This is a genomic window from Streptomyces sp. NPDC002619 (assembly GCF_042889305.1).
GTDB lineage: Bacteria > Actinomycetota > Actinomycetes > Streptomycetales > Streptomycetaceae > Streptomyces.
In genome coordinates this window covers 267,261-289,011 of sequence record NZ_JBIAQV010000004.1, presented here as the reverse complement: position 1 = coordinate 289,011, position 21,751 = coordinate 267,261, and the positions used below count along the sequence as shown (strand labels likewise).

At 71.2% G+C, this 21,751-nt stretch carries 26 protein-coding genes; 15 read left to right on the top strand and 11 right to left on the bottom strand.

Going from position 1 to position 21,751, the window contains the following annotated elements; translation table 11 throughout:
- Positions 1-3 precede the first annotated feature (3 nt).
- Positions 4-471 carry a pyridoxamine 5'-phosphate oxidase family protein gene (locus ACFYXB_RS10705; protein ID WP_389580094.1) on the bottom strand — a complete coding sequence of 156 codons (468 nt, stop codon included), beginning with the start codon at positions 469-471 and terminating at the stop codon, positions 4-6.
- A gap of 85 nt (positions 472-556) precedes the next feature.
- On the opposite strand from ACFYXB_RS10705, the gene ACFYXB_RS10700 reads away from it, so the two are divergent.
- On the top strand, positions 557-1,201 hold the full coding sequence (locus tag ACFYXB_RS10700) for a cysteine hydrolase (protein WP_389580092.1): 645 nt from the start codon (positions 557-559) through the stop codon (positions 1,199-1,201).
- A gap of 3 nt (positions 1,202-1,204) precedes the next feature.
- Here ACFYXB_RS10700 and ACFYXB_RS10695 read toward each other — a convergent pair whose 3' ends face one another.
- Complete coding sequence (locus ACFYXB_RS10695) at positions 1,205-1,684, bottom strand: Rieske (2Fe-2S) protein (RefSeq protein ID WP_389580089.1); 480 nt, start codon at positions 1,682-1,684, stop codon at positions 1,205-1,207.
- Between the two features lie 170 nt (positions 1,685-1,854).
- On the opposite strand from ACFYXB_RS10695, the gene ACFYXB_RS10690 reads away from it, so the two are divergent.
- The 7 genes from ACFYXB_RS10690 to ACFYXB_RS10660 all read left to right on the top strand — a co-directional run bounded on the left by ACFYXB_RS10690 (position 1,855) and on the right by ACFYXB_RS10660 (position 7,924).
- The gene (locus tag ACFYXB_RS10690) at positions 1,855-2,619 is read left to right on the top strand and encodes a HipA family kinase (RefSeq protein WP_389580087.1); all 765 of its coding nucleotides are present in this window, start codon (positions 1,855-1,857) and stop codon (positions 2,617-2,619) included.
- On the top strand, positions 2,616-3,065 hold the full coding sequence (locus tag ACFYXB_RS10685; protein WP_351347406.1) for a DUF3037 domain-containing protein: 450 nt from the start codon (positions 2,616-2,618) through the stop codon (positions 3,063-3,065). The genes ACFYXB_RS10690 and ACFYXB_RS10685 overlap by 4 nt, the downstream gene beginning before the upstream one ends.
- A gap of 120 nt (positions 3,066-3,185) precedes the next feature.
- Entirely contained in the window at positions 3,186-3,947 is a 762-nt protein-coding gene (fabG, locus tag ACFYXB_RS10680) for a 3-oxoacyl-ACP reductase FabG (RefSeq protein WP_351347408.1), read from the top strand.
- A gap of 22 nt (positions 3,948-3,969) precedes the next feature.
- On the top strand, positions 3,970-4,731 hold the full coding sequence (locus ACFYXB_RS10675) for an SDR family oxidoreductase (protein ID WP_351347410.1): 762 nt from the start codon (positions 3,970-3,972) through the stop codon (positions 4,729-4,731).
- Between the two features lie 215 nt (positions 4,732-4,946).
- On the top strand, positions 4,947-6,524 hold the full coding sequence (locus ACFYXB_RS10670) for an ABC transporter substrate-binding protein (RefSeq protein WP_389580083.1): 1,578 nt from the start codon (positions 4,947-4,949) through the stop codon (positions 6,522-6,524).
- Between the two features lie 92 nt (positions 6,525-6,616).
- A complete protein-coding gene (gene ung, locus ACFYXB_RS10665) occupies positions 6,617-7,300 on the top strand; it encodes a uracil-DNA glycosylase (protein ID WP_389580081.1) in 684 nt (227 codons plus the stop codon).
- 105 nt (positions 7,301-7,405) lie between these two features.
- Complete coding sequence (locus tag ACFYXB_RS10660) at positions 7,406-7,924, top strand: hypothetical protein (protein WP_351347416.1); 519 nt, start codon at positions 7,406-7,408, stop codon at positions 7,922-7,924.
- Positions 7,925-7,947: 23 nt separating this feature from the next.
- Here ACFYXB_RS10660 and ACFYXB_RS10655 read toward each other — a convergent pair whose 3' ends face one another.
- The 3 genes from ACFYXB_RS10655 to ACFYXB_RS10645 all read right to left on the bottom strand — a co-directional run bounded on the left by ACFYXB_RS10655 (position 7,948) and on the right by ACFYXB_RS10645 (position 9,664).
- On the bottom strand, positions 7,948-8,403 hold the full coding sequence (locus ACFYXB_RS10655) for a hypothetical protein (protein ID WP_389580079.1): 456 nt from the start codon (positions 8,401-8,403) through the stop codon (positions 7,948-7,950).
- A 113-nt stretch (positions 8,404-8,516) separates the two neighbouring features.
- On the bottom strand, positions 8,517-9,029 hold the full coding sequence (locus ACFYXB_RS10650; RefSeq protein ID WP_389580076.1) for a DinB family protein: 513 nt from the start codon (positions 9,027-9,029) through the stop codon (positions 8,517-8,519).
- A gap of 41 nt (positions 9,030-9,070) precedes the next feature.
- Positions 9,071-9,664, bottom strand: a complete 594-nt coding sequence (locus ACFYXB_RS10645) for a TetR/AcrR family transcriptional regulator (protein WP_388504364.1) — start codon at positions 9,662-9,664, stop codon at positions 9,071-9,073.
- 87 nt (positions 9,665-9,751) lie between these two features.
- Between ACFYXB_RS10645 and ACFYXB_RS10640 the strand changes: the two genes are divergently transcribed.
- Both ACFYXB_RS10640 and ACFYXB_RS10635 read left to right on the top strand, forming a co-directional pair.
- The gene (locus tag ACFYXB_RS10640) at positions 9,752-10,963 is read left to right on the top strand and encodes an FAD-dependent monooxygenase (RefSeq protein ID WP_389580072.1); all 1,212 of its coding nucleotides are present in this window, start codon (positions 9,752-9,754) and stop codon (positions 10,961-10,963) included.
- A 10-nt stretch (positions 10,964-10,973) separates the two neighbouring features.
- Positions 10,974-11,885: a Gfo/Idh/MocA family protein gene (locus ACFYXB_RS10635; RefSeq protein ID WP_389580266.1), complete on the top strand. Its 912-nt coding sequence runs from the start codon at positions 10,974-10,976 to the stop codon at positions 11,883-11,885.
- On the opposite strand, the gene lnt is transcribed toward ACFYXB_RS10635, so the two are convergent.
- Both lnt and ACFYXB_RS10625 read right to left on the bottom strand, forming a co-directional pair.
- The gene (gene lnt, locus ACFYXB_RS10630) at positions 11,803-13,377 is read right to left on the bottom strand and encodes an apolipoprotein N-acyltransferase (RefSeq protein ID WP_389580070.1); all 1,575 of its coding nucleotides are present in this window, start codon (positions 13,375-13,377) and stop codon (positions 11,803-11,805) included. The genes ACFYXB_RS10635 and lnt overlap by 83 nt on opposite strands.
- A 72-nt stretch (positions 13,378-13,449) precedes the next feature.
- A complete protein-coding gene (locus ACFYXB_RS10625; RefSeq protein ID WP_351347432.1) occupies positions 13,450-13,935 on the bottom strand; it encodes a nuclear transport factor 2 family protein in 486 nt (161 codons plus the stop codon).
- A gap of 347 nt (positions 13,936-14,282) precedes the next feature.
- Here ACFYXB_RS10625 and ACFYXB_RS10620 point away from each other — a divergent pair, with 347 nt between their 5' ends.
- Positions 14,283-15,023 (top strand): SDR family NAD(P)-dependent oxidoreductase, encoded by a 741-nt coding sequence (locus ACFYXB_RS10620; RefSeq protein WP_389580067.1) that lies wholly within the window; start codon positions 14,283-14,285, stop codon positions 15,021-15,023.
- A gap of 15 nt (positions 15,024-15,038) precedes the next feature.
- Here ACFYXB_RS10620 and ACFYXB_RS10615 read toward each other — a convergent pair whose 3' ends face one another.
- The 3 genes from ACFYXB_RS10615 to ACFYXB_RS10605 all read right to left on the bottom strand — a co-directional run bounded on the left by ACFYXB_RS10615 (position 15,039) and on the right by ACFYXB_RS10605 (position 16,922).
- Positions 15,039-15,608: a chloramphenicol phosphotransferase CPT family protein gene (locus ACFYXB_RS10615; RefSeq protein WP_389580064.1), complete on the bottom strand. Its 570-nt coding sequence runs from the start codon at positions 15,606-15,608 to the stop codon at positions 15,039-15,041.
- A gap of 10 nt (positions 15,609-15,618) precedes the next feature.
- Positions 15,619-15,798, bottom strand: coding sequence for a hypothetical protein (locus ACFYXB_RS10610; RefSeq protein WP_389580061.1), 180 nt, complete (start codon positions 15,796-15,798; stop codon positions 15,619-15,621).
- Between the two features lie 248 nt (positions 15,799-16,046).
- On the bottom strand, positions 16,047-16,922 hold the full coding sequence (locus tag ACFYXB_RS10605; RefSeq protein ID WP_389580059.1) for an undecaprenyl-diphosphate phosphatase: 876 nt from the start codon (positions 16,920-16,922) through the stop codon (positions 16,047-16,049).
- A 257-nt stretch (positions 16,923-17,179) separates the two neighbouring features.
- Between ACFYXB_RS10605 and ACFYXB_RS10600 the strand changes: the two genes are divergently transcribed.
- The 3 genes from ACFYXB_RS10600 to ACFYXB_RS10590 are packed head-to-tail and all read left to right on the top strand — an operon-like array spanning position 17,180 to position 19,970.
- Positions 17,180-18,331, top strand: a complete 1,152-nt coding sequence (locus tag ACFYXB_RS10600; RefSeq protein WP_389580056.1) for a Gfo/Idh/MocA family protein — start codon at positions 17,180-17,182, stop codon at positions 18,329-18,331.
- Positions 18,328-19,254: a PmoA family protein gene (locus ACFYXB_RS10595; protein WP_389580053.1), complete on the top strand. Its 927-nt coding sequence runs from the start codon at positions 18,328-18,330 to the stop codon at positions 19,252-19,254. Before ACFYXB_RS10600 ends, ACFYXB_RS10595 begins: the two co-directional genes overlap by 4 nt.
- Positions 19,248-19,970, top strand: coding sequence for a cupin domain-containing protein (locus ACFYXB_RS10590; RefSeq protein WP_389580050.1), 723 nt, complete (start codon positions 19,248-19,250; stop codon positions 19,968-19,970). Before ACFYXB_RS10595 ends, ACFYXB_RS10590 begins: the two co-directional genes overlap by 7 nt.
- Before the next feature lie 7 nt (positions 19,971-19,977).
- On the opposite strand, the gene ACFYXB_RS10585 is transcribed toward ACFYXB_RS10590, so the two are convergent.
- Positions 19,978-20,448 (bottom strand): helix-turn-helix domain-containing protein, encoded by a 471-nt coding sequence (locus ACFYXB_RS10585; RefSeq protein WP_351347454.1) that lies wholly within the window; start codon positions 20,446-20,448, stop codon positions 19,978-19,980.
- Positions 20,449-20,573: 125 nt separating this feature from the next.
- Between ACFYXB_RS10585 and ACFYXB_RS10580 the strand changes: the two genes are divergently transcribed.
- A complete protein-coding gene (locus ACFYXB_RS10580) occupies positions 20,574-21,743 on the top strand; it encodes a thiolase family protein (protein WP_388504351.1) in 1,170 nt (389 codons plus the stop codon).
- Positions 21,744-21,751 lie beyond the last annotated feature (8 nt).

The following is a 21,751-nucleotide window of genomic DNA, read 5'->3' as shown; positions in this document are numbered from 1 at the left end:
GCCTTACAGCGAGCCCAGCTTGCGGAAGTCCCAGGAGACGATCTTGTCCGGGGTCAGCCGGAGCCAGGCGTGCCTGCCGTCGTACGGCATTTCCTCGATGCCGAAGTTCTTGCGCGCGAACAGGGCCTCCGGAGCGTCGAGTTCGGCGCACAGCTCCCCGGTGCGGGGAAGCTCGCCCACGAACTCCACGGTGCCGGACAGTTCGACGCCCTGCAGCTGGTCGTACTCCTCGCCGGAGTCCACCACGACCGCCACCCGCGGATCGCGACGCAGATCGGCCCAGCGCCTGCTGCGCACCACGGAATACAGCCACAGCGACGTGCCGTCCCAGACGAACCACAGGGCGCTCACGTGCGGAGCGCCGTCCGTGGACACGGTGGCGACCCGGCAGGTGCGCTCGCCGGCGAGGAACTCGTCCAGCTCGCCCGGCGTCATCATGATCTTCCGGCCCCGGCGCTGAGTGACGGTCATACGACGCGCCCCCTCCCTGGTTGTTCCGCTCTCGCGCAATGCTGGCTAGTCTCGCCCGCCCCGCATGTAGGCGATAGGGGGCGTCATGGCGTCGTACGAGCAACTCGCCGAACTTCTCGATCCCGTCAACACCGTCCTGCTCACCGTGGAGTGCCAGCAGGGAGTGGTGGGCCCCGACAGCGCGCTGCCCGAACTCGCCAACGAGGCCCGTGCCTCCGGCGCCCTCGGCAATGTCGCCCGGCTGGTCGCCGCCGCCCACGACACGGGCGTCCAGGTGATCCACGCCGTCGCCGAACGCCGCCCCGACGGCAGGGGCGCCAACCGCAACGCCCGGCTCTTCCGTGCCGCCGCACGGCTGCCTGTCCAGCAGCTGACCGGCACCACCGCCGTCCGGATCGCGCCGCCCATCGAGGTCGCCGAGCAGGACCTCGTCGTACGGCGGCTGCACGGCCTCTCGCCCATCCAGGGCACCGACGCCGACGCCCTGCTGCGCAACCTGGGCTGCCGCACGCTGATCGTCACCGGGGTGTCGGCCAACGTCGCCGTCCCCAACGCGGTGTTCGACGCGGTGAACCGCGGCTACACCGTCGTCGTCCCCGCCGACGCCATCGCGGGGGTGCCCACCGACTACACCCCCGCGATGATCCGCAACACCCTCGCGCTGGTCGCCACGGTCGCGACCACCGACGAGGTGCTCGGCTGCCTCAAGAGGCCGCGCCGACGGTCCTGACACTCAGGCGAGCTTGATCTCGTCGCCGGACACGGTGACGTTCTCGGACGGCAGCGGCTGGGTCGCGGGACCCTTCTTGACGCTGCCGTCCGCGACGGAGAACTCGCTGCCGTGGCACGGGCAGACGATCGCGCCGCCTGTGATGCTGGTCACCGCGCACCCCTGGTGGGTGCACTTCGAGGAGAACGCCTTGTACGTGCCGGCCGTCGGCTGGGTGACGACCACGCCCTGGTCCTTGAAGATCTTGCCGCCGCCCTCCGGGATCTCGGAGGTCTTCGCAAGTGCGGTGCCACCGGCCGCGGCGGCACCGCCCGAGCCGTTGCTGTCCTGCGTGGTACCGGAACCGGACACATTGGAGGAGTCCGACGAACTGTCGTCCGACCCGCAGGCGGTCAGCGCGACGGCTAGGCCCGCCGCTCCGGCCGCCGCCATGACGGTTCGGCGGGCCGGTCCCGATGCGGGCTTGAACGATGCGCTGGTCATGAGGGTGTTCCCTTCCGCGGAGCGTTTCGTGATCCGTACAGGAGTACGGCCGGCGGGCGCCACCTGTTCAGACGATGGCGAGATCCTGACGTCCGCGCCGTCGGACGGCCATAAGCCACAGCTGTCGTTCCGCTGTCGGCGCCCCCGGGAACGCCCAGTAACCTGGGGCGATGCTCAAGGAAGTCATCGCCACCCGTTACATCACGCCCCTGCGTGAGGGCGGCTCGCTGCCGGGGCTCGTCGAGGCCGACGACTTCGGGACGTACGTCATGAAGTTCACCGGCGCAGGACAGGGCCGCAAGACGCTGGTCGCCGAGGTCGTCTGCGGGGAACTGGCCCGGCGCCTCGGTTTTCGGATGCCCCGCCTTGTGACGATCGGACTCGACCCCGTGCTGGGCCTCGGCGAACCCGACCAGCAGGTGCAGGAGCTGCTGCGCTCCAGCGGCGGCACCAACCTCGGCATGGACTTCCTCTCCGGCTCCCTCGGCTTCGACCCGCTCGCTTTCACCGTGAGTGCGAGGGAGGCCGGCCGGATCGTCTGGTTCGACGCCCTGATCAACAACGTCGACCGCTCCTGGCGCAACCCCAACCTCCTGATGCACCACGGCGATCTGTGGCTCATCGACCACGGCGCCACCATGATCTGGCACCACAACTGGCCCGGCGCCGAGGCCTCCGCGAACCGCCCCTACGACGCCGCGGACCACGCCCTCGCCGGCTTCGCACCCGATGTCGCCGCGGCCGCAGCCGAGTTGGCCCACCTGGTCACCGAGGAACTGCTCACCGAGGTGACCGCCGAGATCCCCGACGCCTGGCTGACCGGCGAGCCAGGCTTCGACACCCCGGACGACCTGCGCCAGGCCTACGCGCGACCGCTGCTCGCGCGGGCCGCCGTTGTCCACGAGCGCGTCACCGGCCTCGAGGAGGGCACGTGAGCGAGACCCATATCCACATGGCCGGTCATGTGACCGAGCGCCACATCACCCGGGCCGGCCAGGGCGGCGACCGCGACGTCTTCGAGTACGCCCTGCTGCGCGTCGTACCCCGCGTCGAGCGCGGCGAGAGCATAAATGCGGGCGTTGTCGTGTACTGCCGGGCCAAGGCTTACGTCGGCGCCCGCACCCACCTCGACGAGGGGCGGCTGCTCGCCCTCGACCCGGCCGCGGACGTGGCCGGCGTGCGGGCTGCCCTGGACGCGGTCGAGAAGGTGTGCGTCGGCGGCGCCGCGGCCGGGCGGGCCGCCGAGGACGACCCCGGGCGGCGCTTTCGCTGGCTGATCGCGCCCCGCTCGACGATCGTGCAGCCCGGCCCTGTCCACACGGGGCTCACCACCGATCCCGCGGCCGAGGCGGAGCGGTTGCTCGACCTCCTGGTGAGGTAATGGATCACATGCGCCGGGTGTGCCGTTGACACCGGGTGCCAGGGCTTCTAGCGTCACACCCGCTGAAGGTACTAAGCGGTCGCTCACCGCAGTAGGTTCTCTCAAGGGCGAGGAGAAGCAATGTCCACCACTGAACAGCGGGTCGCCGTGGTCACCGGCGGTGCGCGAGGCATCGGCGCCGCCACCGCCGTACGACTGGCCGCCGAGGGTCGCGCGGTCGCGGTCATCGACCTCGACGAGGCCGCCTGCAAGGACACCGTGGAGAAGATCACCGCGGCCGGCGGCAGGGCCATCGCGGTCGGCGCCGACGTCTCCGACGAGGCCCAGGTCGAGGCGGCCGTCGCGCGGATCGTCGAGGAGCTCGGCGCGCCGACGATCCTCGTCAACAACGCGGGCGTCCTGCGCGACAACCTGCTGTTCAAGATGACGGCCGCCGACTGGGACACCGTCCTCAACGTGCACCTGCGCGGTTCCTTCCTGATGACCAAGGCCGTCCAGAAGCACATGGTGGACGCGGGCTGGGGCCGGGTCGTCAACCTGTCCTCGTCCTCCGCGCTCGGCAACCGCGGCCAGGCCAACTACTCGGCCGCCAAGGCCGGTCTGCAGGGCTTCACCAAGACCCTCGCCATCGAGCTGGGCAAGTTCGGCATCACCGCCAACGCCGTCGCCCCCGGCTTCATCGCCACCGAGATGACCAAGGCCACCGCCGAGCGCGTCAAGATGGGCTTCGAGGAGTTCAAGGCTGCGGCCGCCACGCAGATCCCCGTGCAGCGGGTCGGCGAGCCCGAGGACATCGCCAACGCCATCGCCTTCTTCACCGGCGAGGCCGCCGGCTTCGTCTCCGGCCAGGTGCTGTACGTGGCCGGTGGACCGCTCGACTAACCAAGACCCAGGGATCACGGACATGACTGAACTCCCCGAGCTTTCGGGAAAGGTCGCCCTCGTCACGGGCGCCAGCCGCGGCATCGGCTACGGCGTCGCCGAGGCGCTGGTCGCGCGCGGTGACCGCGTCGTCATCACCGGCCGTAACGAGGACGCCCTCAAGGAGGCCGTCGAGTCGCTCGGCTCCGACCGGGTCGTCGGCGTCGCCGGCAAGGCGCACGACCTCGACCACCAGGCCACGGTCGTCGAGCGCGCCATGGAGGCCTTCGGCCGCGTCGACTTCCTCGTCAACAACGCCGGTACGAACCCGGTGTTCGGGCCCATGGCGGACCTCGACCTGAACGTCGCGCGCAAGGTATTCGAGACCAACGTCATCTCGGCGCTGGGCTTCGCCCAGAAGACCTGGCACGCCTGGCAGAAGGACAACGGCGGCGCGATCGTCAACATCGCCTCGATCGCGGGCCTCGCGCCCTCGCCGTTCATCGGCGCGTACGGCGTCAGCAAGGCCGCGATGATCAACCTGACCCAGCAGTTGGCGCACGAGTTCGCGCCCAAGGTGCGGGTCAACGCGATCGCCCCGGCCGTCGTGAAGACCAAGTTCGCGCAGGCCCTGTACGAGGGCCGGGAGGAGGAGGCCGCCGCGAGCTACCCGCTGGCCCGGCTCGGCGTGCCCTCCGACATCGGCGGCGCCGCCGCGTTCCTCACCTCGGAGCAGTCCGACTGGATCACCGGGCAGACGCTCGTCGTCGACGGTGGCATCTTCCTGAACGCGGGCGTGGGCTGACGCTCCCTCGGCCACGATCGAGGGGCGCCGTTCCCCGAGGGGAGCGGCGCCCCTCGTCGTAAACCACGAAATTCCGCGCACAGCATCCGCACAGGCGGATGACAACGTCGTCATCGCTCATTCGATCAACAGGCCTGCTCCACAACGGGTTCAGGGGCCGCGACGCTGCGATATCGTCTGCCGACCTTTGGCACGGCGGATCGAGGAGCGTGCGCGTGTTCAACCGGAACCGATGCCTGCAGAAAGTAGCGGCGATCGCGTCCATATCCCTTGTGGCAGGGTGCAGCGTCTTTTCCGACGGCAACTCCGACAGCGAGGGGCCGATCGTCGTGGGAACCACCAGCGCGCCCAGCACGCTGGACCCCGCTGCCGCCTGGGACGGCTCGTGGGAGCTGTTCCGCAACATCTACCAGACGCTCCTCGCCTATCCCAGCGGTGCCACCACCCCCCAGCCCGATGCCGCCGAGAAGTGCCGCTTCACCGACAGCTCGAACCGCACCTACCGCTGCAAGCTGCGCTCGGGCACGAAATTCGCCGACGGTCACGCGCTGAACGCGCAGGCGGTCAAGTACTCGATCGACCGCATCAGGGACATCAACGCCCCCAGCGGCCCGGCCGGACTGCTCGGCAGCCTCGACCGCGTCCAGGCCCTCGGCGACGACGAGGTCGTCTTCCACCTCAACAAGGCCGACGCCACCTTCCCGTTCGTGCTCGCGACCCCGGCCATGTCGATCGTCGACCCCGACGAATACCCGGCCAAGAAACTGCGCGAGGACACCAAGGTCTACGGCTCCGGGCCCTACCGGCTCAAGTCGTACGAGGAGGGCAAGCAGGCCGTCCTCGTCCGCAACGACCAGTACAGCGGGTTCGCTGACCGCAAGAACAACGCGGTGACCATCCGCTACTTCCAGGACTCGGCCACCATGGTCAAGGCGCTGCGCGCGCGGCAGATCGACGTGACCTACCGCGGACTCGCCGCAAAGGACATCATCGCGCTCCAGGGCCACGACTCGACCGACCTCCAACTGGTCGACGGCGCCGGCACCGACATCAGCTACCTGGTGTTCAACCCGAAGGACCGGTGGTCCAGGAACCCCGCCGTCCGCAAGGCGATCGCCCAGGTCGTCAACCGCGGCGCGATCGCGCACAAGGTGTACGACGACACGGTCGACCCGCTCTACTCCATGGTCCCGAAGGGCCTGACCGGGCACACCACCGGCTTCTTCGACACCTTCGGCGACCCGAGCGTGCCGAAGGCCCGCAAGATCCTCTCCGACGCCGGCATCACCCAGCGGGTCCCGCTCACCCTCTGGTACACGACCGACCGCTACGGCTCCGAGACCGCCCAGATGTTCCAGGAGCTCAAGTCCCAGCTCGAGGACTCCGGTCTGTTCACCATCACCCTGAAGAGCCGGCCCTGGAAGACCTATGTGGTCGGTTACCAGAAGGGCGAGTACCCGGTCTTCGGCCGCGGCTGGTTCCCGGACTTCCCCGACGCCGACAACTTCATCGCGCCGTTCGTGGGCGAACAGAACGCGCTCGGCACGCCGTACAAGACGCCGACGATCACCGACCATCTGCTGCCCGACTCGCGCGGGGAGAGCGACCGGGCCAAGGTGATCAAGGAGTTCGAGGAGGCGCAGCAGATCCTGGTGGACGAGGCCCGGCTGCTGCCGCTGTGGCAGGGCCGGCAGTACGTCGCGGCCAGCGACGACGTCTCCGGCGGCGAGCGGGCCCTCGACCCGTCGACGATCATGATGATGTGGGAGCTGCACCGCAAGACCAGCTGGTGACGGCCGCCGATCAAGGCCGCGGGCGGCGATTGTCAGTGGCCGCCTGTAGGTTCTGAGATCTGCAAGTGACCGCACACGCTAAGGATGTTGACGTGACCGACACCGCCATGCTGCCCCAGTCCTGGCGCGGGGTTCTGGGCGACGAGCTGCAGCAGCCCTACTTCAAGGAGCTGACCGAGTTCGTCGAGGAGGAGCGGGCGAAGGGTCCCGTCTATCCGCCGCGCGAGGAGGTCTTCGCCGCGCTGGAGGCGACGCCGTACGACAAGGTCAAGGTGCTCGTCCTCGGCCAGGACCCGTACCACGGCGAGGGCCAGGGCCACGGCCTGTGCTTCTCGGTGCGCCCCGGCGTGAAGACCCCGCCCTCCCTGCGGAACATCTACAAGGAGATGAAGGAGGAGCTGGGCACGCCGATCCCGGACAACGGCTTTCTCCTGCCGTGGGCCCAGCAGGGCGTGCTGCTGCTCAACGCGGTGCTCACGGTCCGCTCCGGTGAGGCGAACTCGCACAAGGGCAAGGGCTGGGAGAAGTTCACCGACGCGGTGATCCGCGCGGTGGCCGAGCGGCCCGACCCGGCGGTCTTCGTGCTCTGGGGCAACTACGCGCAGAAGAAGCTCCCCCTGATCGACGAGACCAGGCACGTCGTCGTCAAGGGCGCGCACCCCTCGCCCCTGTCGGCCAAGAAGTTCTTCGGCTCCCGCCCGTTCACGCAGATCAACGAGGCGGTCGCCCGGCAGGGCCACGAGCCGATCGACTGGACGATCCCGAACCTGACCTGAGCGCCCACTGGGGCGGCCCCGTGTCGTACGGGGCCGCCTGACGGGGATTGTCGGTGCCGCCGGTTAGCGTCGGGAGTGACAGCCGACGAGTGCCCGGAGGACGCGGTGGCGGAGCGACGAGAGCAGGCGGCACCGGATGCCGTGCTGACGCGGATCGGGCAGGTCGTCATGCTGCACCACGGCGGCGACCGCGAGGAGGCCCGCCGCCGGCTGCTCGACCTGTGGGCGGAGATCGGTGAGGACGGCGACCCGTTGCACCGCTGCACCCTGGCGCACTACCTGGCCGACACCCAGGACGACCCGGCGGACGAACTGGCCTGGGACCTGCGGGCGTTGTCGGCCGCGGACGAAGTGACGGGCGGCCGGACCGGCGGCGACCCCGCGATGGTTCGGGGCTTCTACCCGTCCCTGCACCTGAATCTGGCCGCGGACTATGTGAAGCTGGGCCGCGCCGAGGCCGCCCGCACCCATCTGAGCCGGGCACGAGGCGCCGCCGGCGCTCTGGCCGACGACGGTTACGGGAACGGGGTACGGGCGGCGATCCACCGCCTGGAACTGCGGCTGGCGGACGAGGGCTTCCCGGGCGGTGAGTCCTGGGGACCGCCGCGGCAGCGGCCCCTGTGACCGGGGCGAGACCGACGGGGGTGTCAACGCCCGTACGTCTGCTCGCAGATCGTCGCCTCGGGGCTGCCCGGGTGCCAGCCGCCGTACCGCTTGCCCAGCGCGCACACGTCCGGCTCCGGGGGCACCGCCCGGGGTACGTCGGGGACATGGACGCGGGGTAGCCGCGAGGGCTCCCGGTGCGGCTGGGGACGGGGGTGCACCCGGGGTGACGGGGGCGGCGGCGTCACAGGAGTCACCGCCGGCCGGCTCCGTGCGGGCGGCTCGGGGGAATGGGACGGACCGACCATCTCCAGCGCCTCCCGGGCCGGTGCCTGGACGGCCTTCGGTTCCGCGCTGCCGTCCGGCCGGGGAACCGTCGGCTGCGACGGCACTGTGTCCGTCGGCCCCGGCGCCGGCGGGCGCTGGACCGTCACACAGCCGGAGAGGGCCGAGACGGCCAAGGTGACCAGGAGCGTTGCGGTGGTCGTCGTTCGATGCACCCGCGTCACTCTGCTGGGTCGCTCCCGCCCATGGGACCACGGACCGGTGATTCATGCCCCGCTCGGGTGATCTCCCGCACCCTACGGGGGGTAGCGGGGCGCGGAGGCTGACGTCAGTCGCCGGTGGCGCCATCTATCCGCTCCCGGATCAGATCGGCGTGGCCGTTGTGCCGGGCGTACTCCTCGATCATGTGGGTGTAGATCCAGCGCAGGTTGAACGGCTCCTCGCTGTGGGGGCTCTTCCTGTGGGAGAGGTCGTCGAGCCCGAAGTCCGCCGCGTGCCGTCGGGCGGCCTCGATCTCGGCCTGCCAGGTGGCGTACGCCTCCTCCCAGGTGTCCGCCTCCGTGGTGTGGAAGTCGCCGTCGTCGTCCGCCTCGGTGTAGTAGATGGGCCCGCGATCGTCGCCCGCCAGCACCCTGCGGAACCAGCCGCGCTCGACCTCCGCCATGTGTCGCACCAGGCCCATCAGGGACAGCTCGGAGGGCGCTACGGACGCGGTCCGCAACTGCTCGTCGGTCAAGCCCTCGCACTTCCAGGCCAGGGTCTGCCGGTGGTAGTCGAGCCAGCCCTCGAGCATGGCGCGTTCGCCGGCGTTCTGTGCGGGTTCACTGCGTTCGGTCGTCATGCCCGCATCCTGGCTCAACTCACCTTCTGCTTCCAGCGAATTCAGCGGCCCAGCATCCCGGTCAGCAGCTCCCGCAGCCCGGCGCGGACCTCGTCCAGGCTCGGCACCTCCGCGTGGAACGAACCCGCCGCACACGAGAACATCAGCCCGTCCGCCCAGGCGACCAACGACAGCACGTGCCGGGCCGGTTCGGTCGAGCCCAGCGCGGTGACCATGGCTTCCAGTTGGTTGCGGAAGACGGCGCCCGCGGCGTCGTAGAAGGAGCGCAGCTCGGGCCGGCGCGTGGCCTCCAGTGCCAGTTCGTAGCGGGAGACGAGCAGTTCGCGGTCGCGGGTGACCGAGCGGTGCGTGGCCAGCGAGAGGGCGTCCACCAGGGAGTCGAGACCGCCGCGCGGATCGGGCATCTCGGCCGGCGCCAGCACCCGGGCCTCGCGCTCGGCGTGCCGCCGTACCACCAGCTCCAGCAGGGCCTGGCGGGTCCGGGCCACGTTCGAGGTCGAGCCCAGCGGCAGTCCGGCCGCCTCGTCGACCGCCCGGTGCGTCAGCCCTCGCATACCGCGCTCGGCGAGCAGCGTGATCGCGGTGTCGGCGACGAGGTCCGCGCGGGAGGCGGCGGCCGGAGTGTGTACGGACATGGGACGACTCTATCGGTGACACTACGGCTGTAGTACAGTCGAGGCGACGTCGCACTACATCTGTAGTGACCATTGCTTGGAGGAGTCATGCCGCACACGTCACGCGCCGTCGTCATCGGCGGCGGCATCGGAGGCCTGACCGCGGCGGCAGCCCTGCTGCGGTACGGCCGGGAGGTCACCGTCCTCGAACGGGCCCGCTCCCTGGAGCCGGTCGGCGCGGGCATCTCGCTGGCCCCGAACGCGTTGCGCGCCCTGGACGTCCTCGGCATCGGCGACGAGATCCGCGACCTCGCCGCCTGGCAGGGCGACGGCGGGCTGCGCACCCCCGGCGGACGCTGGCTCTCGCGCTCCAGCGCCGAGGCCGCCGCGGCTCGCTTCGGCGGCCCCCTCGTCCTCCTCCACCGGGCCACCCTCATCAACAGCCTCGCCACCCTGCTCCCGCCCGGCACCGTCCGCACGACCGCCGCCGCCACCCTCGTCGACCCCGGCGACACCGACCGGCCCGCCCGGGTGCGCACCGCCGACGACGAACTGGAGGCGGACCTGGTGGTCGGGGCCGACGGCATCAACTCCGGTGTGCGCACAGTGCTGTTCCCCGGACATCCGGGGCCGGTGTACGCCGGGTTCACCACCTGGCGGGTCGTGATCCCGCTGCCCGACGTCGAGTTCGCCTCGCACGAGACCTGGGGCCGGGGCCGACTGTGGGGCACGCATCCGCTCAAGGACGGCAGGGTGTACGCGTACGCCGCCGCCATGACTCCCGCCGGGGAGCGTGCCCCCGACGACGAGAAGGCCGAGCTGGTCCGCCGGTTCGGCGACTGGCACGACCCGATCCCCGCCGTCGTCGCGGCCGCCCGCCCCGAGGACGTGCTGCGCCACGACGTCCACCACATCGCCGAGCCGCTGCCCGCGTTCCACCGCGGCCGCGTCGCCCTGCTCGGCGACGCCGCGCACGCGATGCCGCCGACCCTGGGCCAGGGCGGCAACCAGGCCATCGAGGACGCCGTGGTCCTCGCCCTCCCCCACTCTCGGCTCCGCTCGAGCGGGGGAACCCCCATCTCCACCGATCTGCCCGCCTACACAGCGGCCCGGCTGCCCCGCACGACTGCCATCGCCCGGCAGGCCGTCCGGGTCGCCCGCCTCAACATGACGGGCAACCGCGCCGCCATCGCCGTACGCAACACCGCGATCGCCGCGCTGTCGGCGGCCGGACCGGCGCTGCTCATGCGCGGATTCGACGACATCGCCGGCTGGCGGCCCCCGTATCCTTCCGAGGAGGCACGGGTGGGTGAGCGCTAGGGGAGAGCACGTGAAGGTCGGCTGCATCGGACTCGGAGACATCGCGCGGAAGGCGTACCTGCCGGTGCTGGGCGTGCAGCCGGGCGTCGAGCTGCATCTGCACACCCGGACCCCCGCGACCCTCACCCGGGTCGCCGACGGCCTCCACCTCCCGCCCGGACAGCGGCACACCACCCTGGACTCCCTCCTCGCCCAGGACCTCGACGCGGCCTTCGTGCACGCGCCCACCGACGTCCACCCCGAGATCGTCACCCGGCTCCTCGACGCGGGCGTACCGACCTATGTGGACAAGCCGCTGGCGTACGAACTCGCCGACTCGGAGCGCCTGGTGGCCCTCGCCGAGCAGCGGGACGTTTCTCTCGCCGTCGGCTTCAACCGGCGCCACGCGCCCGGGTACGTGCAGTGCGCCGACCACCCGCGCGAGCTGATCCTGATGCAGAAGAACCGCATCGGGCTGCCCGAGGAGCCGCGCACGATGATCCTCGACGACTTCATCCATGTCGTCGACACCCTGCGCTTCCTTGTCCCGGGCCCGGTCGACGACGTGACCGTGCGGGCCCGCGTCGAGGGCGGGCTGCTGCACCACGTCGTGCTCCAGCTCGCCGGGGACGGCTTCACCGCGCTCGGTGTCATGAACCGGCTCAGCGGCTCGGCGGAGGAGATCCTCGAGGTCTCCGGTCAGGACACCAAGCGCCAGGTGCTCAACCTGGCCGAGATGATCGACCACAAGGGACAGCCGACGGTGCGGCGGCGCGGCGACTGGGTGCCGGTCGCCCGGCAGCGCGGCATCGAACAGGCGGCGCTGGCCTTCCTCGACGCCGTGCGCGCGGGCAAGGTGCTCAGTGCCCGGGATGCGCTTGTGACTCACGAACTGTGCGAGCGGGTCGTACACGCGGTCCAGGGGCGCTCCGCCGCGTCCTGAACGCCCGCATTCCCTCCGTGGCGCACAGCGCGGCAAGTATCAGCAGCGCGCCGTGCACCGGCCAGTCGCCGTAGCGGACGTACGGCGTGATGCCGTGCGCCAGCGGGACCTCGTACACCCGGGCGGTGCTCGCGTCGGTGCCGAGCCAGGGGCCGAGGCGCTGTCCGCCCGGGCCGTAGACGGCGGAGACCCCGGTCAGCGTGGCGTGCACCATCGGGCGGCCGGTCTCGGCGGCGCGCAGCGCGGCCAGCGAGGCGTGCTGCTCGGGGGCCCAGCTGTGCTGGAACGTCGACGTGGAGGACTGGCCGAGCAGCACATCGGCGCCGTCCGCGGCGAGGTGCCGGCTCATGTCGGGGAACGCCGTCTCGAAGCAGATCATCGGGCCGATCCGCAGCCCGTGCCCGACGTCCATCACGACCTGCTCGGTGCCCCGTCTGCGGTCCTCGCCAGCCGCCCTGCCGACGGAGGTCGCCCAGCCCAGCACCGAACGCGCCGGTATGTACTCGCCGAAGGGGACGAGCCGCATCTTGTCGTAGCGGGCGCCGGTCGGGCCGTCCGGACCGATCAGCACCGAACTCTTGTAGATGCCGGGCCGGTCGGAGCGGCGGGCGTCCACGTTGACCAGGATGTCCGCGCCGGTCTGCCGCGACAGTACGGCGACCCGGCGGGCGAGGTCGGGGCGGGCGCCCAAGTCGAAGCCGATGCTGCTCTCGCCCCAGACGACCAGATGGACGTCCTGGCCGATCAGCCCCCGGGTGAGCTGTTCCTCGCGGTCGAAGCGCCGGTCCGCGCTCGCCGTGCCGTCCACGATGCCCGGCTGGACGACGGCGATCCTGACCCGGCCGTCGACCTGGGGCCGCGGTGACCACGCCCAGGCCGCCGAGGTCGCGGCGGCCGTCGCGACCAGCGAGGCCACGGCGGGTATGCGCGCCTCGCGCACCGACACGAGCGCCGCGACGGCGACGTTCACCGCCACCACCAGGAAGCTCAGCAGCCACACCCCGCCGACCGAGGCGAGCCGCAGTGCCGGTTCCACCTGCCACTGGCTGGAGCCGAGCATGCCCCAGGGGCCGCCCAGCCCCTGCCAGGACCGGACCAGCTCCACGGCCAGCCATGCCGACGGCAGCACGACCAGCGCGGCGGCGCCCCGGCCCGGCGAGGGCACACCGCCGAGGAACCGGCGCACCAGCCAGCCCCAGGGCGCCCACAGCGCACCGAGGAGTCCCGCGATCAGGAAGATGAAGACGTGCAGGTTCGGCAGCAGCCAGTGGTGCACCGCGAGCATGAAGCCGAGTCCGCCGAGCCAGCCGTCGTACGCCGCCCGTCTGCCGGTCGCGGCGGAGCGGGCGAGCAGGATCCACGGGACCAGGGCGACGTACGCGAACCACCACAGCGAGGGTGCCGGGAAGGAGAACACCGGCAGGGCGCCCGCGAGGACGGCGACCAGGGAGCGCCGCCACGGTGAGGCGAGCCAGCGGTGGAACGTCTTCATGCATCGCCTCCCGGCTCAGCGGCTCCCTCCAGTGTGCGCGCCGGGCGGCCCTCCCCGACAGGGGGAATCGGGTCAGTCGATCACGGGTGCCGCGCGCCGTTCGGGCAGGCGGCGCCACTTCTCCTCGACGACCACCTCGCGCAGCCGCCAGCCGTCGGGCGTCCGCAGCAGCCCGAAGGCGTACCGGCCGCCGCACACGAAGTCGGGCGCCGTGGAGCCGCCGTCGCTTTCCGCCAGCCGCATCGGATTGACGTAGTCCGCCTGCACGCGCGCGGTGTCCCCGGCGTCCTGCTCCAGGATCCCGAACCGCACCCGGCGGTTGACGATCAGATGCTGTCGCATGGCGAACAGCGCCAGGCTCTCGGCGAGCCAGTCGGCGACCCGCCCCGCGTCGCCCTCGACGCCTCCGGCGCCGCGGTAGTCCGCCCGCCCGTCCGCCGTGAACAGCCTTCGGTACGTCCCCCAGTCCCCGTCGTCCACCGCCACCGCGTACTCGGTGACCAGTGCGTCCACGGCCAGTCGGTCCATCACGGTCGCGAGCTCCACACGCTGCGTCATCGCCACAGTGTTGGGCACGGGGCGCTTGGAGCCAAGAGGGAGTGCGGGACATTCAGTCCTGCGTGATGTTCGGCCCTGCGCCCACCCGCCGCTCGCCTCGCTGGCGATGAGGTACGCGTACTTGAGGGTGAACGGTCGCACTCGAAACCTCCACGGATGTACTTACTTTGCGTAGCGGGGTGAAGGGTCGTCACGATTTCCCCACTGGTCACACATCGGATCAGGCATCACAACTGTCACACGGGGTACACGACGTAGTTAGGCCCTCACTCCCGGACGGCGCTCCCGGCCTCTTCGGGCGCGGTACTAGGATCTTGCTGCAGCGAAGTCGGATGTGGAGGTCCCTCATGGCACGCCCGGTCACGGTGGTCACCGGCGGCAGCCGGGGTATCGGCGCCGCCACCTGTCTGCGGCTCGCTGCGGACGGGCACGACGTGGTCGTGGGGTACGTCCATGACGTGGGCGCGGCCGAGGCGGTCGCGCAAGGGGCGCGCGAGGCGGGGGCGCGGTGTGTGGCCGTGCGCGTGGACACGTCCCACGAGGCGGACGTGGAGCGGCTGTTCGACACGGCGGAGGAGCGGCTCGGGCCCGTCACAGGGCTTGTGAACAACGCCGGGGTGACAGGGCCGCTGGGACGGCTCGCCGATGCGGATACGGGCGATCTGCGCCGGGTCGTCGAGGTCAACCTGCTGGGCACGCTGCTGTGTTCGCGCCGCGCCGCGCGGCTGATGACGGCGCGGGGGAGCGGGGCGATCGTGAACGTCTCCTCTGCCGCCGCCACGCTCGGCAGCCCCGGTGAGTACGTCCACTACGCGGCGACCAAGGCCGCGATCGACGCCCTGACCCTGGGTCTCGCCAAGGAACTCGGGCCGGACGGAGTCCGGGTCAACGCGGTCGCGCCCGGCGTGATCGACACCGAGATGCACGCGACGATGGGCGCCCCGGACCGCGCCCGCCGTGCGGCGCCGACGATCCCCCTGCGCCGCCCGGGTCGCACGGAGGAGATCGCCGCGGCCGTTGCGTGGCTGCTGTCGCCGGACGCGTCCTACACGACGGGGGCGGTGCTGCGGGTTTCGGGCGGGCGGTGAGCGGGGCGCCACCGGTCAGCGGTGGGCACGCAGCCGCTCGAACGCCGTCGGTCTGGGCCGGCCGGGCAGAAAGTCCCTGATCAGCTGCGCGCACTCCACCGCATCGGCCCGGCTGGTGTCGCACTCGATGTCGTACACGCCGTGGGCATGGACCTGTTTCGACTGACGTGCGGCGAGCCCGCCGGGCCGGTCGCCGCGCTCCCGCTCCCGGCGCTCCAGCTCCGCCAACGGGCAGCGCACGCCCACCAGGACGACGTCCCGCGGGTCGAAGAGGGCGAGGCAGTCCGTCAACCGCCAGTCCGAGCTCAGCACATGGTCCACGATCACGTTGTTCCCGGCCGCGGCCATCCCGGCGACCGCGCGGTGGAAGCCCATCCAGGTGCGGTGGAGAATTTCGTCGAGCCGGTCCGCGGGGAACTCGCGGCGGCTGCGGATCGCGTGGAACATGTCGGCCGACATGTGGAAGTACGGCTCGTCCAGGACCCGCAGCAACTCGGCCGCGATGCTCGACTTGCCCGAACTCGACGTGCCGTTCAGGAAGATGATGAGGCCGCGACGCGGCGGCACACTGCTCAGGTGCTCCATGTCGCGGATCTCAGGCCGCCTGGATGATCTCGTCGCGGATCGCCTCGGCCCACTCGATCACCAACAGCTCGTACTCCGCGCGGTCCTGGGCCGACAGGTATCCGCCCGCACGCAGCCACAGTGCCCGGATCTGCTCGTTCACCTCGGCAGCAGACCGCACGGAACCAGGGAGCTCGGAATCGGGGGGCATGCGAACAAGCCTAGGGGCAAGTACTGACAGTCCGCTACCGCACCACTACGCGGACCGTATGGGGTTGGTCACCGCCGCCGACACGGTCGTATCGGGCCCCCGACGGACGGCGCTCTCAGTCGACCCAGGCCAGGACGCATATGCCCCGGCGAGTTGCGGAGTGGCGGTACGCACGCCTGGCCACGAAGTTCCGGGTTGGATGTCCGAAACCGCACCGACGTACGGCGGTGTTCCAGGTGCCCGGACCGTCAGTTCGCCGACTCCGCCGCATGGGGACTCAGTCCCCCCGCCGTGACCAGCGCGATGATGACGATGCCGAGGGCGATGCGGTACCAGACGAACGGCATGAAGCTCTTGTTGGAGATCCACTTCATGAACCAGGCGATGACCGCGTAGCCGGACACGAACGCGATCACCGTGGCGAAGAGCGTCGGTCCCCATGCGACGTGGTCGCTCTCCATCGCATCCTTCAACTCGAAGACCCCGGAGGCGAGTACGGCCGGAATGGCGAGCAGGAAGGAGTAGCGGGCGGCGGACTCGCGCCGGTAGCCCATGAACAGCCCGCCGCTGATGGTGGCTCCGGAACGGGAGACGCCCGGGATGAGGGCGCAGGCCTGGCAGAGGCCGAAGATCAGGCCGTCCTTCACGCCCAGATCCTCAAGGGCCTTGCGCTGCTTGGGCGCCCGGTGCCGGCCGCCCGTCTCGTCGCGCGCCGCCAGCCGGTCCGCGATGCCGATGACGATGCCGACGACGATCAGCATCGTCGCGGTGATCCGCAGATCCCGGAACGGCCCTTCGATCTGGTCCTTCAGCGTCACGCCGAGCACGCCGATCGGAATCGAGCCGACGATCACCAGCCAGCCCATCTGCGCGTCGTGGTTCTGACGCATCGCCTTGTCGAACAGCGACCGGAACCAGGCCGAGACGATCCGCCCGATGTCCTTGCGGAAGTAGATCAGCACCGCGGTCTCGGTGCCGATCTGCGTGATCGCGGTGAACGCGGCTCCCGGATCCTTCCAGCCCGAGAAGGCCGCGGTGAGCCGCAGATGGGCGCTGGAGGAGACGGGGAGGAATTCGGTCAGCCCCTGGACGAGTCCGAGGACGAGGGATTCAAACCAAGACATGAAGGTGAGAGGTCCAAGTGCTGATGGGGGGAACCGGGAAATGTGCTGATCATGTGTGTCGACGGGCAGCCTAGCGTCCCGATGTGACGGGCCGGACACAGGGGTTCGACGGGCGGAGGGCGGCAGAGGTGTTGACCGGTCATGAGCCGCCGCTTACGTTGCTGCAGAGGGGAAAGCGCTTGCCGCGTCGATGGATCTCCGGTTCACCGGACCCGCCCGCGCGCGCCCACCGACCGCGAGGAGTGCTGATCAAGCCCATGCCCCGCACCAGCCCCCCGCTCACCGGCCGGCGCATCCGGGCCGCCGTCATCGGCACCGGTGCCATCGCGCGTGGCTCCCATCTGCCGGCGTTCGCCCGGCTCGCCGAGGAGGGCGAGACGGAGGTCGTGGCCGCCGTCGACATCGATGCCGCCGCGGTCGAGTCCTTCTGTACGGAGGCCGGGATCCCGTACGCCTACACCGATCTGGACCGGATGCTGGCGGAGCAGCGGCCCGACCTCGTCTCTGTCTGCACGCCGCCGACGCTGCACCTCGCGCAGACCGTGGCCGCGCTGCGCGCCGGGGCCTGGGTGTGGTGCGAGAAGCCGCCCGTGCCGACGCTCGCCGACTTCGACGCCGTCGAGGCCGAGGAAAGCACCGACGGCGGGCCGTACGCCGCGATCGTCTTCCAGCACCGCTTCGGCTCCGGCGCCCGGCATGTACGCCGGCTGATCGCCGAACGCGCCCTGGGCCGCCCGCTGGTGGCGCACTGCCAGACCACCTGGTACCGGGACACCGCCTATTACGCCGTGCCCTGGCGAGGGCGTTGGCACACCGAGGGAGGGGGCCCGGCGATGGGCCACGGGATTCACCAGATGGACCTCCTCCTCGACCTGCTCGGGCCGTGGAGCGAGGTGCGCGCCATGGCCGGACGGCTGGTGCACGACGTGGAGACCGAGGATGTCTCGACCGCCCTGGTCCGCTTCGAGAACGGCGCCCTGGCGACCGTCGTCAACAGCGTCCTCAGCCCGGACGAGGTCAGCCGCATCCGCGTCGACTGCGAGCGTGCCACCGTCGAACTGACCCACCTCTACGGCCACAGCAACGCCGACTGGCGCATCACACCGGCCCCGGGCGTGCCCGGAGACCTAGCGGCGGCCTGGCAGGACTTCGGACCGGACGTGCCCAGTTCGCATCAGGCCCAGCTCAGGGAGCTGGTGGCCGGCATGCGGGCCGGGCGGCGGCCGCGCAGCAGCGGCGCGGACGGGCGGACGAGCCTGGAACTGGTCACCGCGCTCTACAAGTCCGCGTTCACGGACACCACGGTGAGACGGGGCGAGATCGGCCCCGGCGACCCCTTCCACACCGCCCTGCACGGAGGAGTGCCGGGCTGGGCGCCCGTCGCCGAGACCGCGGAGGTGCCCGCATGACCGGGCTGCGCCTCGTCCACGCCCACGGCGACCGGGTCACCGTGACCGCACCGGCCACCGGCGTCGAGCTGTTCGCCTACGTCCACCGGCCGGAGGCGGCCTGGGAGGCGCCGAAGCCGTACCTCCATCCGGTCCGAACGCTGGCGGGTGACGTCGTCACCGACTACCGGCCCAACGACCACCGCTGGCACAAGGGCCTGTCGCTCACGGCCTCGCATCTGTCCGGAGCGAACCTGTGGGGCGGCAACACCTACGTTCACGGCAAGGGGTATCTCGAACTCCCCGAGCGCGTGGGCTCGATGAGGCATGTCACGTTCGACGAGCTGACCGTGGACGGCGACCGTGCGGTCCTTGCCGAGCGGCTGACCTGGCACCCGTACGGCGGCGAGCTGTGGGCCGAGGAGCAGCGCCGGATCGAGGTGCACGACGTCGACCCGGAGTCCGGCTCCTGGGCACTGACCTGGACCACCGCCGTGACCAACCGCCGTGACGGGCCGCTGAGGTTCGGCAGCCCGACCACCTCCGGGCGTGAACTGGCCGGCTACACCGGCCTGTTCTGGCGCGGCCCGCGCGCCTTCCGGGGCGGGCGGATCATCGGCCCCGACGGCGAGGGGCCGGCGCTGATGGGCACCCAGGCGCCCTGGCTCGCCCTCTGCGGCGAACACGACGGCACCGACGGCCACGCGACCCTCGTCTTCGCCCACGCCCCCGAGAACGACCACTCCGGCGCCCAAGGGACGCACCCCGCACACTGGTTCGTCCGCAACGACCCCTTCGCCGCCGTCGCGCCTTCCTGGGCGTTCTACGACGAGCTCGAACTCGCCCCCGGCGACACGCTCCGCCGTCGCTACCGGGTCGTGGTCGCCGACGGGGCCTGGGAGCGGGAGGAGATCGGCAAATACCTGGAGGCGCACTCGTGGTGAGCGCCGCAGGGTTCGGCGGCCTGCCGGGCGGGGTCGCCGTCTCCGGACTGTGCGTCTACGACTGGCCCGCCGCCGACGGCAGCAGCGGCGGAACACCCCATCTGCACCTGGCCTGTTCGGAGGCGTACGTCGTCACCGGCGGGCGCGGCGCGGTGCAGACACTCACGACGTCCGGCTACGCCGTCACGCCCCTCACGCCCGGCACGGTGGCCTGGTTCACGCCGGGCACCATCCACCGGCTGGTCAACGAGGGCGACCTGCGCATCACCGTCCTCATGCAGAACAGCGGACTGCCCGAGGCGGGGGACGCGGTGCTCACACTGCCGCCCCGGTACCTGACCGATCCCCAGACGTACGCAGCCGCGACCAACGTTCCCGAACCGGCGCCGGAGGAGGAGCGGCAGCGGTTCGCCCGTGCCCGGCGCGACCTCGCGCTGGAGGGCTACCGGGCGCTGCGCAAGGCCCCCGGTCCCGAGGCGCTGGCCGCCTTCCACCGGGCCGCCGCCGCGCTGGTACGGCCTCGGCTCGCCGAGTGGCGTGAACGCTGGCGGCGCGGCGCCCGGGCGGCCGCCGAGGCGACGGGGGAACAGCTCGACCGGCTCGAACGGGGAGATGTATCCCACCTGGCCGAGGCCGTCGTACAGGCCGAACAGCCTTCGGCGTACGGCAGGTTCGGGATGTGCGGGCGGCTGGACGTGTACCGGCAGGGACGGTAGGGACCGGCTACGCCGCGGCCGGGCCCCGGAGCGTCCAGCCGGGGGCCTGCGGGTGGGAGGTCAGGTCCTCGTGGCGTACGGGGTCGCCGCAGGCCGCGCAGGTGAGCACCGGGAGCAGTTCGTTTCCGCAGGCGTGCTCGATCACCATGGGGCGCTCGTCGTCCCCGCGGAGATGGCGGTCGCCCCACGCCATCAGGGTGATCAGGACCGGCTCCAGCTCGAGACCTGCCGGTGTGGGCCGGTACTCGAAGCGCTGCGGGCGCTCGCTGTAGGCGCGCTTCGTCAGGATCCCGGCGTCGACGAGGCGGCGCAGCCGGGTGGCCAGGATGTCGCGCGGGGCGCCGATGTTGCGGACCAGTTGGTCGAAGCGGCCGTTGCCGAGGCACACCTCCCGCAGCACCAGCAGGGAGTACTTCTCGCCGACGAGCGCGAGGGCGTCGGCGATGGAGCAGGGGCGCGGATCTTTCGTGGCGGCCATGACGGCCAGTCTAGTGGAGGGTTTGATTTTCCAACTGAGCGAGTTATGGTGAGTTCGGATTTCCTACTCACCGGTAATCGCGTCGGCGGCCAGTGATCGCCCCGGCGGCCAAGGAGGCCCGCATCATGCGTGACGCAGTCATCGTCGAAGCCGTACGCACCCCCGTGGGCAAGGGCAAGCCGAACGGCTCCCTGGCGCACATCCACCCCGTGGAGCTCCTCGCCCACACCCTGCGCACCCTCGTGGAGCGCTCCGGCGTCGACCCGGCCCTGATCGACGACGTCATCGGCGGCACCGTCGACCAGGTCGGCGAGCAGGCCATGAACACCACCCGGTACGCCGTGCTCTCGGCAGGCTTCCCCGAGTCGGTCCCGGCGACCACGGTGGACCGCCAGTGCGGCTCGTCCCAGCAGGCCGTGCACTTCGCCGCCCAGGGCGTCATCTCGGGCGCGTACGACCTCGTCGTCGCCTGTGGCGTCGAGTCGATGAGCCGCGTGCCCATGGGGTCGAACGTGCCCGCCGGCAAGGACCCCTTCGGTCCGGGCGTCGCCGACCGCTACCCCGAGGGCCTCGTCCCGCAGGGCATCAGCGCCGAACTCATCGCCGCCAAGTGGTCCATCACCCGCGAGCAGATGGACGCCTTCGCCGTCTCCTCGCACCGGAAGGCGGCCGCCGCCTGGGACGCGGGCCTGTTCGACGCCGAGGTCGCGCCCCTGGACGGCGTCACCCGCGACGAGTGCGTACGGCCCGGCAGCACCCCGGAGATCCTCGGCGGCCTCAGGCCCGCCTACTTCGACCCCGGGTTCGCCGAGCGCTTCCCGCAGATCGAGTGGAACGTCACCGCGGGCAACGCCAGCCCGATCAACGACGGCGCCTCGGCCGTCCTGATCACCTCCAGCGAGACCGCGGCCCGCCTCGGCCTGCGCCCGCTCGCCCGCCTCCACAGCTTCGCCGTCACCGGCTCCGACCCGCTGCTGATGCTCACCGGCGTCATCCCCGCGACGGAGAAGGTGCTGCGCAGGGCGGACCTGCGCCTCGACGACATCGACCTGTTCGAGGTCAACGAGGCCTTCTCCAGCGTCGTCCTGGCCTGGCAGCAGGAGACCGGCGCCGACCTCGCCAGGGTCAACGTGCATGGCGGAGCGATCGCGATCGGCCACCCGCTCGGTGCCAGCGGCACCCGCCTGACCACCACCCTCGTGCACGCGATGCGCGAGCGCGGCGCCCGCTACGCCCTGCAGACGATGTGCGAGGCGGGCGGCCTGGCCAACGCGATGGTGCTCGAAGCCCTCTGACGCTTCGG

Coding starts and splice junctions, on each gene's coding strand:
- ACFYXB_RS10705 (WP_389580094.1), bottom strand. CDS start 471: ATGACCGTCACTCAGCGCCGGGGCCGGAAGATCATGATGACGCCGGGC.
- ACFYXB_RS10700 (WP_389580092.1), top strand. CDS start 557: ATGGCGTCGTACGAGCAACTCGCCGAACTTCTCGATCCCGTCAACACC.
- ACFYXB_RS10695 (WP_389580089.1), bottom strand. CDS start 1,684: ATGACCAGCGCATCGTTCAAGCCCGCATCGGGACCGGCCCGCCGAACC.
- ACFYXB_RS10690 (WP_389580087.1), top strand. CDS start 1,855: ATGCTCAAGGAAGTCATCGCCACCCGTTACATCACGCCCCTGCGTGAG.
- fabG (WP_351347408.1), top strand. CDS start 3,186: ATGTCCACCACTGAACAGCGGGTCGCCGTGGTCACCGGCGGTGCGCGA.
- ACFYXB_RS10675 (WP_351347410.1), top strand. CDS start 3,970: ATGACTGAACTCCCCGAGCTTTCGGGAAAGGTCGCCCTCGTCACGGGC.
- ACFYXB_RS10650 (WP_389580076.1), bottom strand. CDS start 9,029: ATGACGACCGAACGCAGTGAACCCGCACAGAACGCCGGCGAACGCGCC.
- ACFYXB_RS10645 (WP_388504364.1), bottom strand. CDS start 9,664: ATGTCCGTACACACTCCGGCCGCCGCCTCCCGCGCGGACCTCGTCGCC.
- ACFYXB_RS10640 (WP_389580072.1), top strand. CDS start 9,752: ATGCCGCACACGTCACGCGCCGTCGTCATCGGCGGCGGCATCGGAGGC.
- lnt (WP_389580070.1), bottom strand. CDS start 13,377: ATGAAGACGTTCCACCGCTGGCTCGCCTCACCGTGGCGGCGCTCCCTG.
- ACFYXB_RS10625 (WP_351347432.1), bottom strand. CDS start 13,935: ATGACGCAGCGTGTGGAGCTCGCGACCGTGATGGACCGACTGGCCGTG.
- ACFYXB_RS10620 (WP_389580067.1), top strand. CDS start 14,283: ATGGCACGCCCGGTCACGGTGGTCACCGGCGGCAGCCGGGGTATCGGC.
- ACFYXB_RS10615 (WP_389580064.1), bottom strand. CDS start 15,608: ATGGAGCACCTGAGCAGTGTGCCGCCGCGTCGCGGCCTCATCATCTTC.
- ACFYXB_RS10610 (WP_389580061.1), bottom strand. CDS start 15,798: ATGCCCCCCGATTCCGAGCTCCCTGGTTCCGTGCGGTCTGCTGCCGAG.
- ACFYXB_RS10605 (WP_389580059.1), bottom strand. CDS start 16,922: ATGTCTTGGTTTGAATCCCTCGTCCTCGGACTCGTCCAGGGGCTGACC.
- ACFYXB_RS10600 (WP_389580056.1), top strand. CDS start 17,180: ATGCCCCGCACCAGCCCCCCGCTCACCGGCCGGCGCATCCGGGCCGCC.
- ACFYXB_RS10595 (WP_389580053.1), top strand. CDS start 18,328: ATGACCGGGCTGCGCCTCGTCCACGCCCACGGCGACCGGGTCACCGTG.
- ACFYXB_RS10585 (WP_351347454.1), bottom strand. CDS start 20,448: ATGGCCGCCACGAAAGATCCGCGCCCCTGCTCCATCGCCGACGCCCTC.
- ACFYXB_RS10580 (WP_388504351.1), top strand. CDS start 20,574: ATGCGTGACGCAGTCATCGTCGAAGCCGTACGCACCCCCGTGGGCAAG.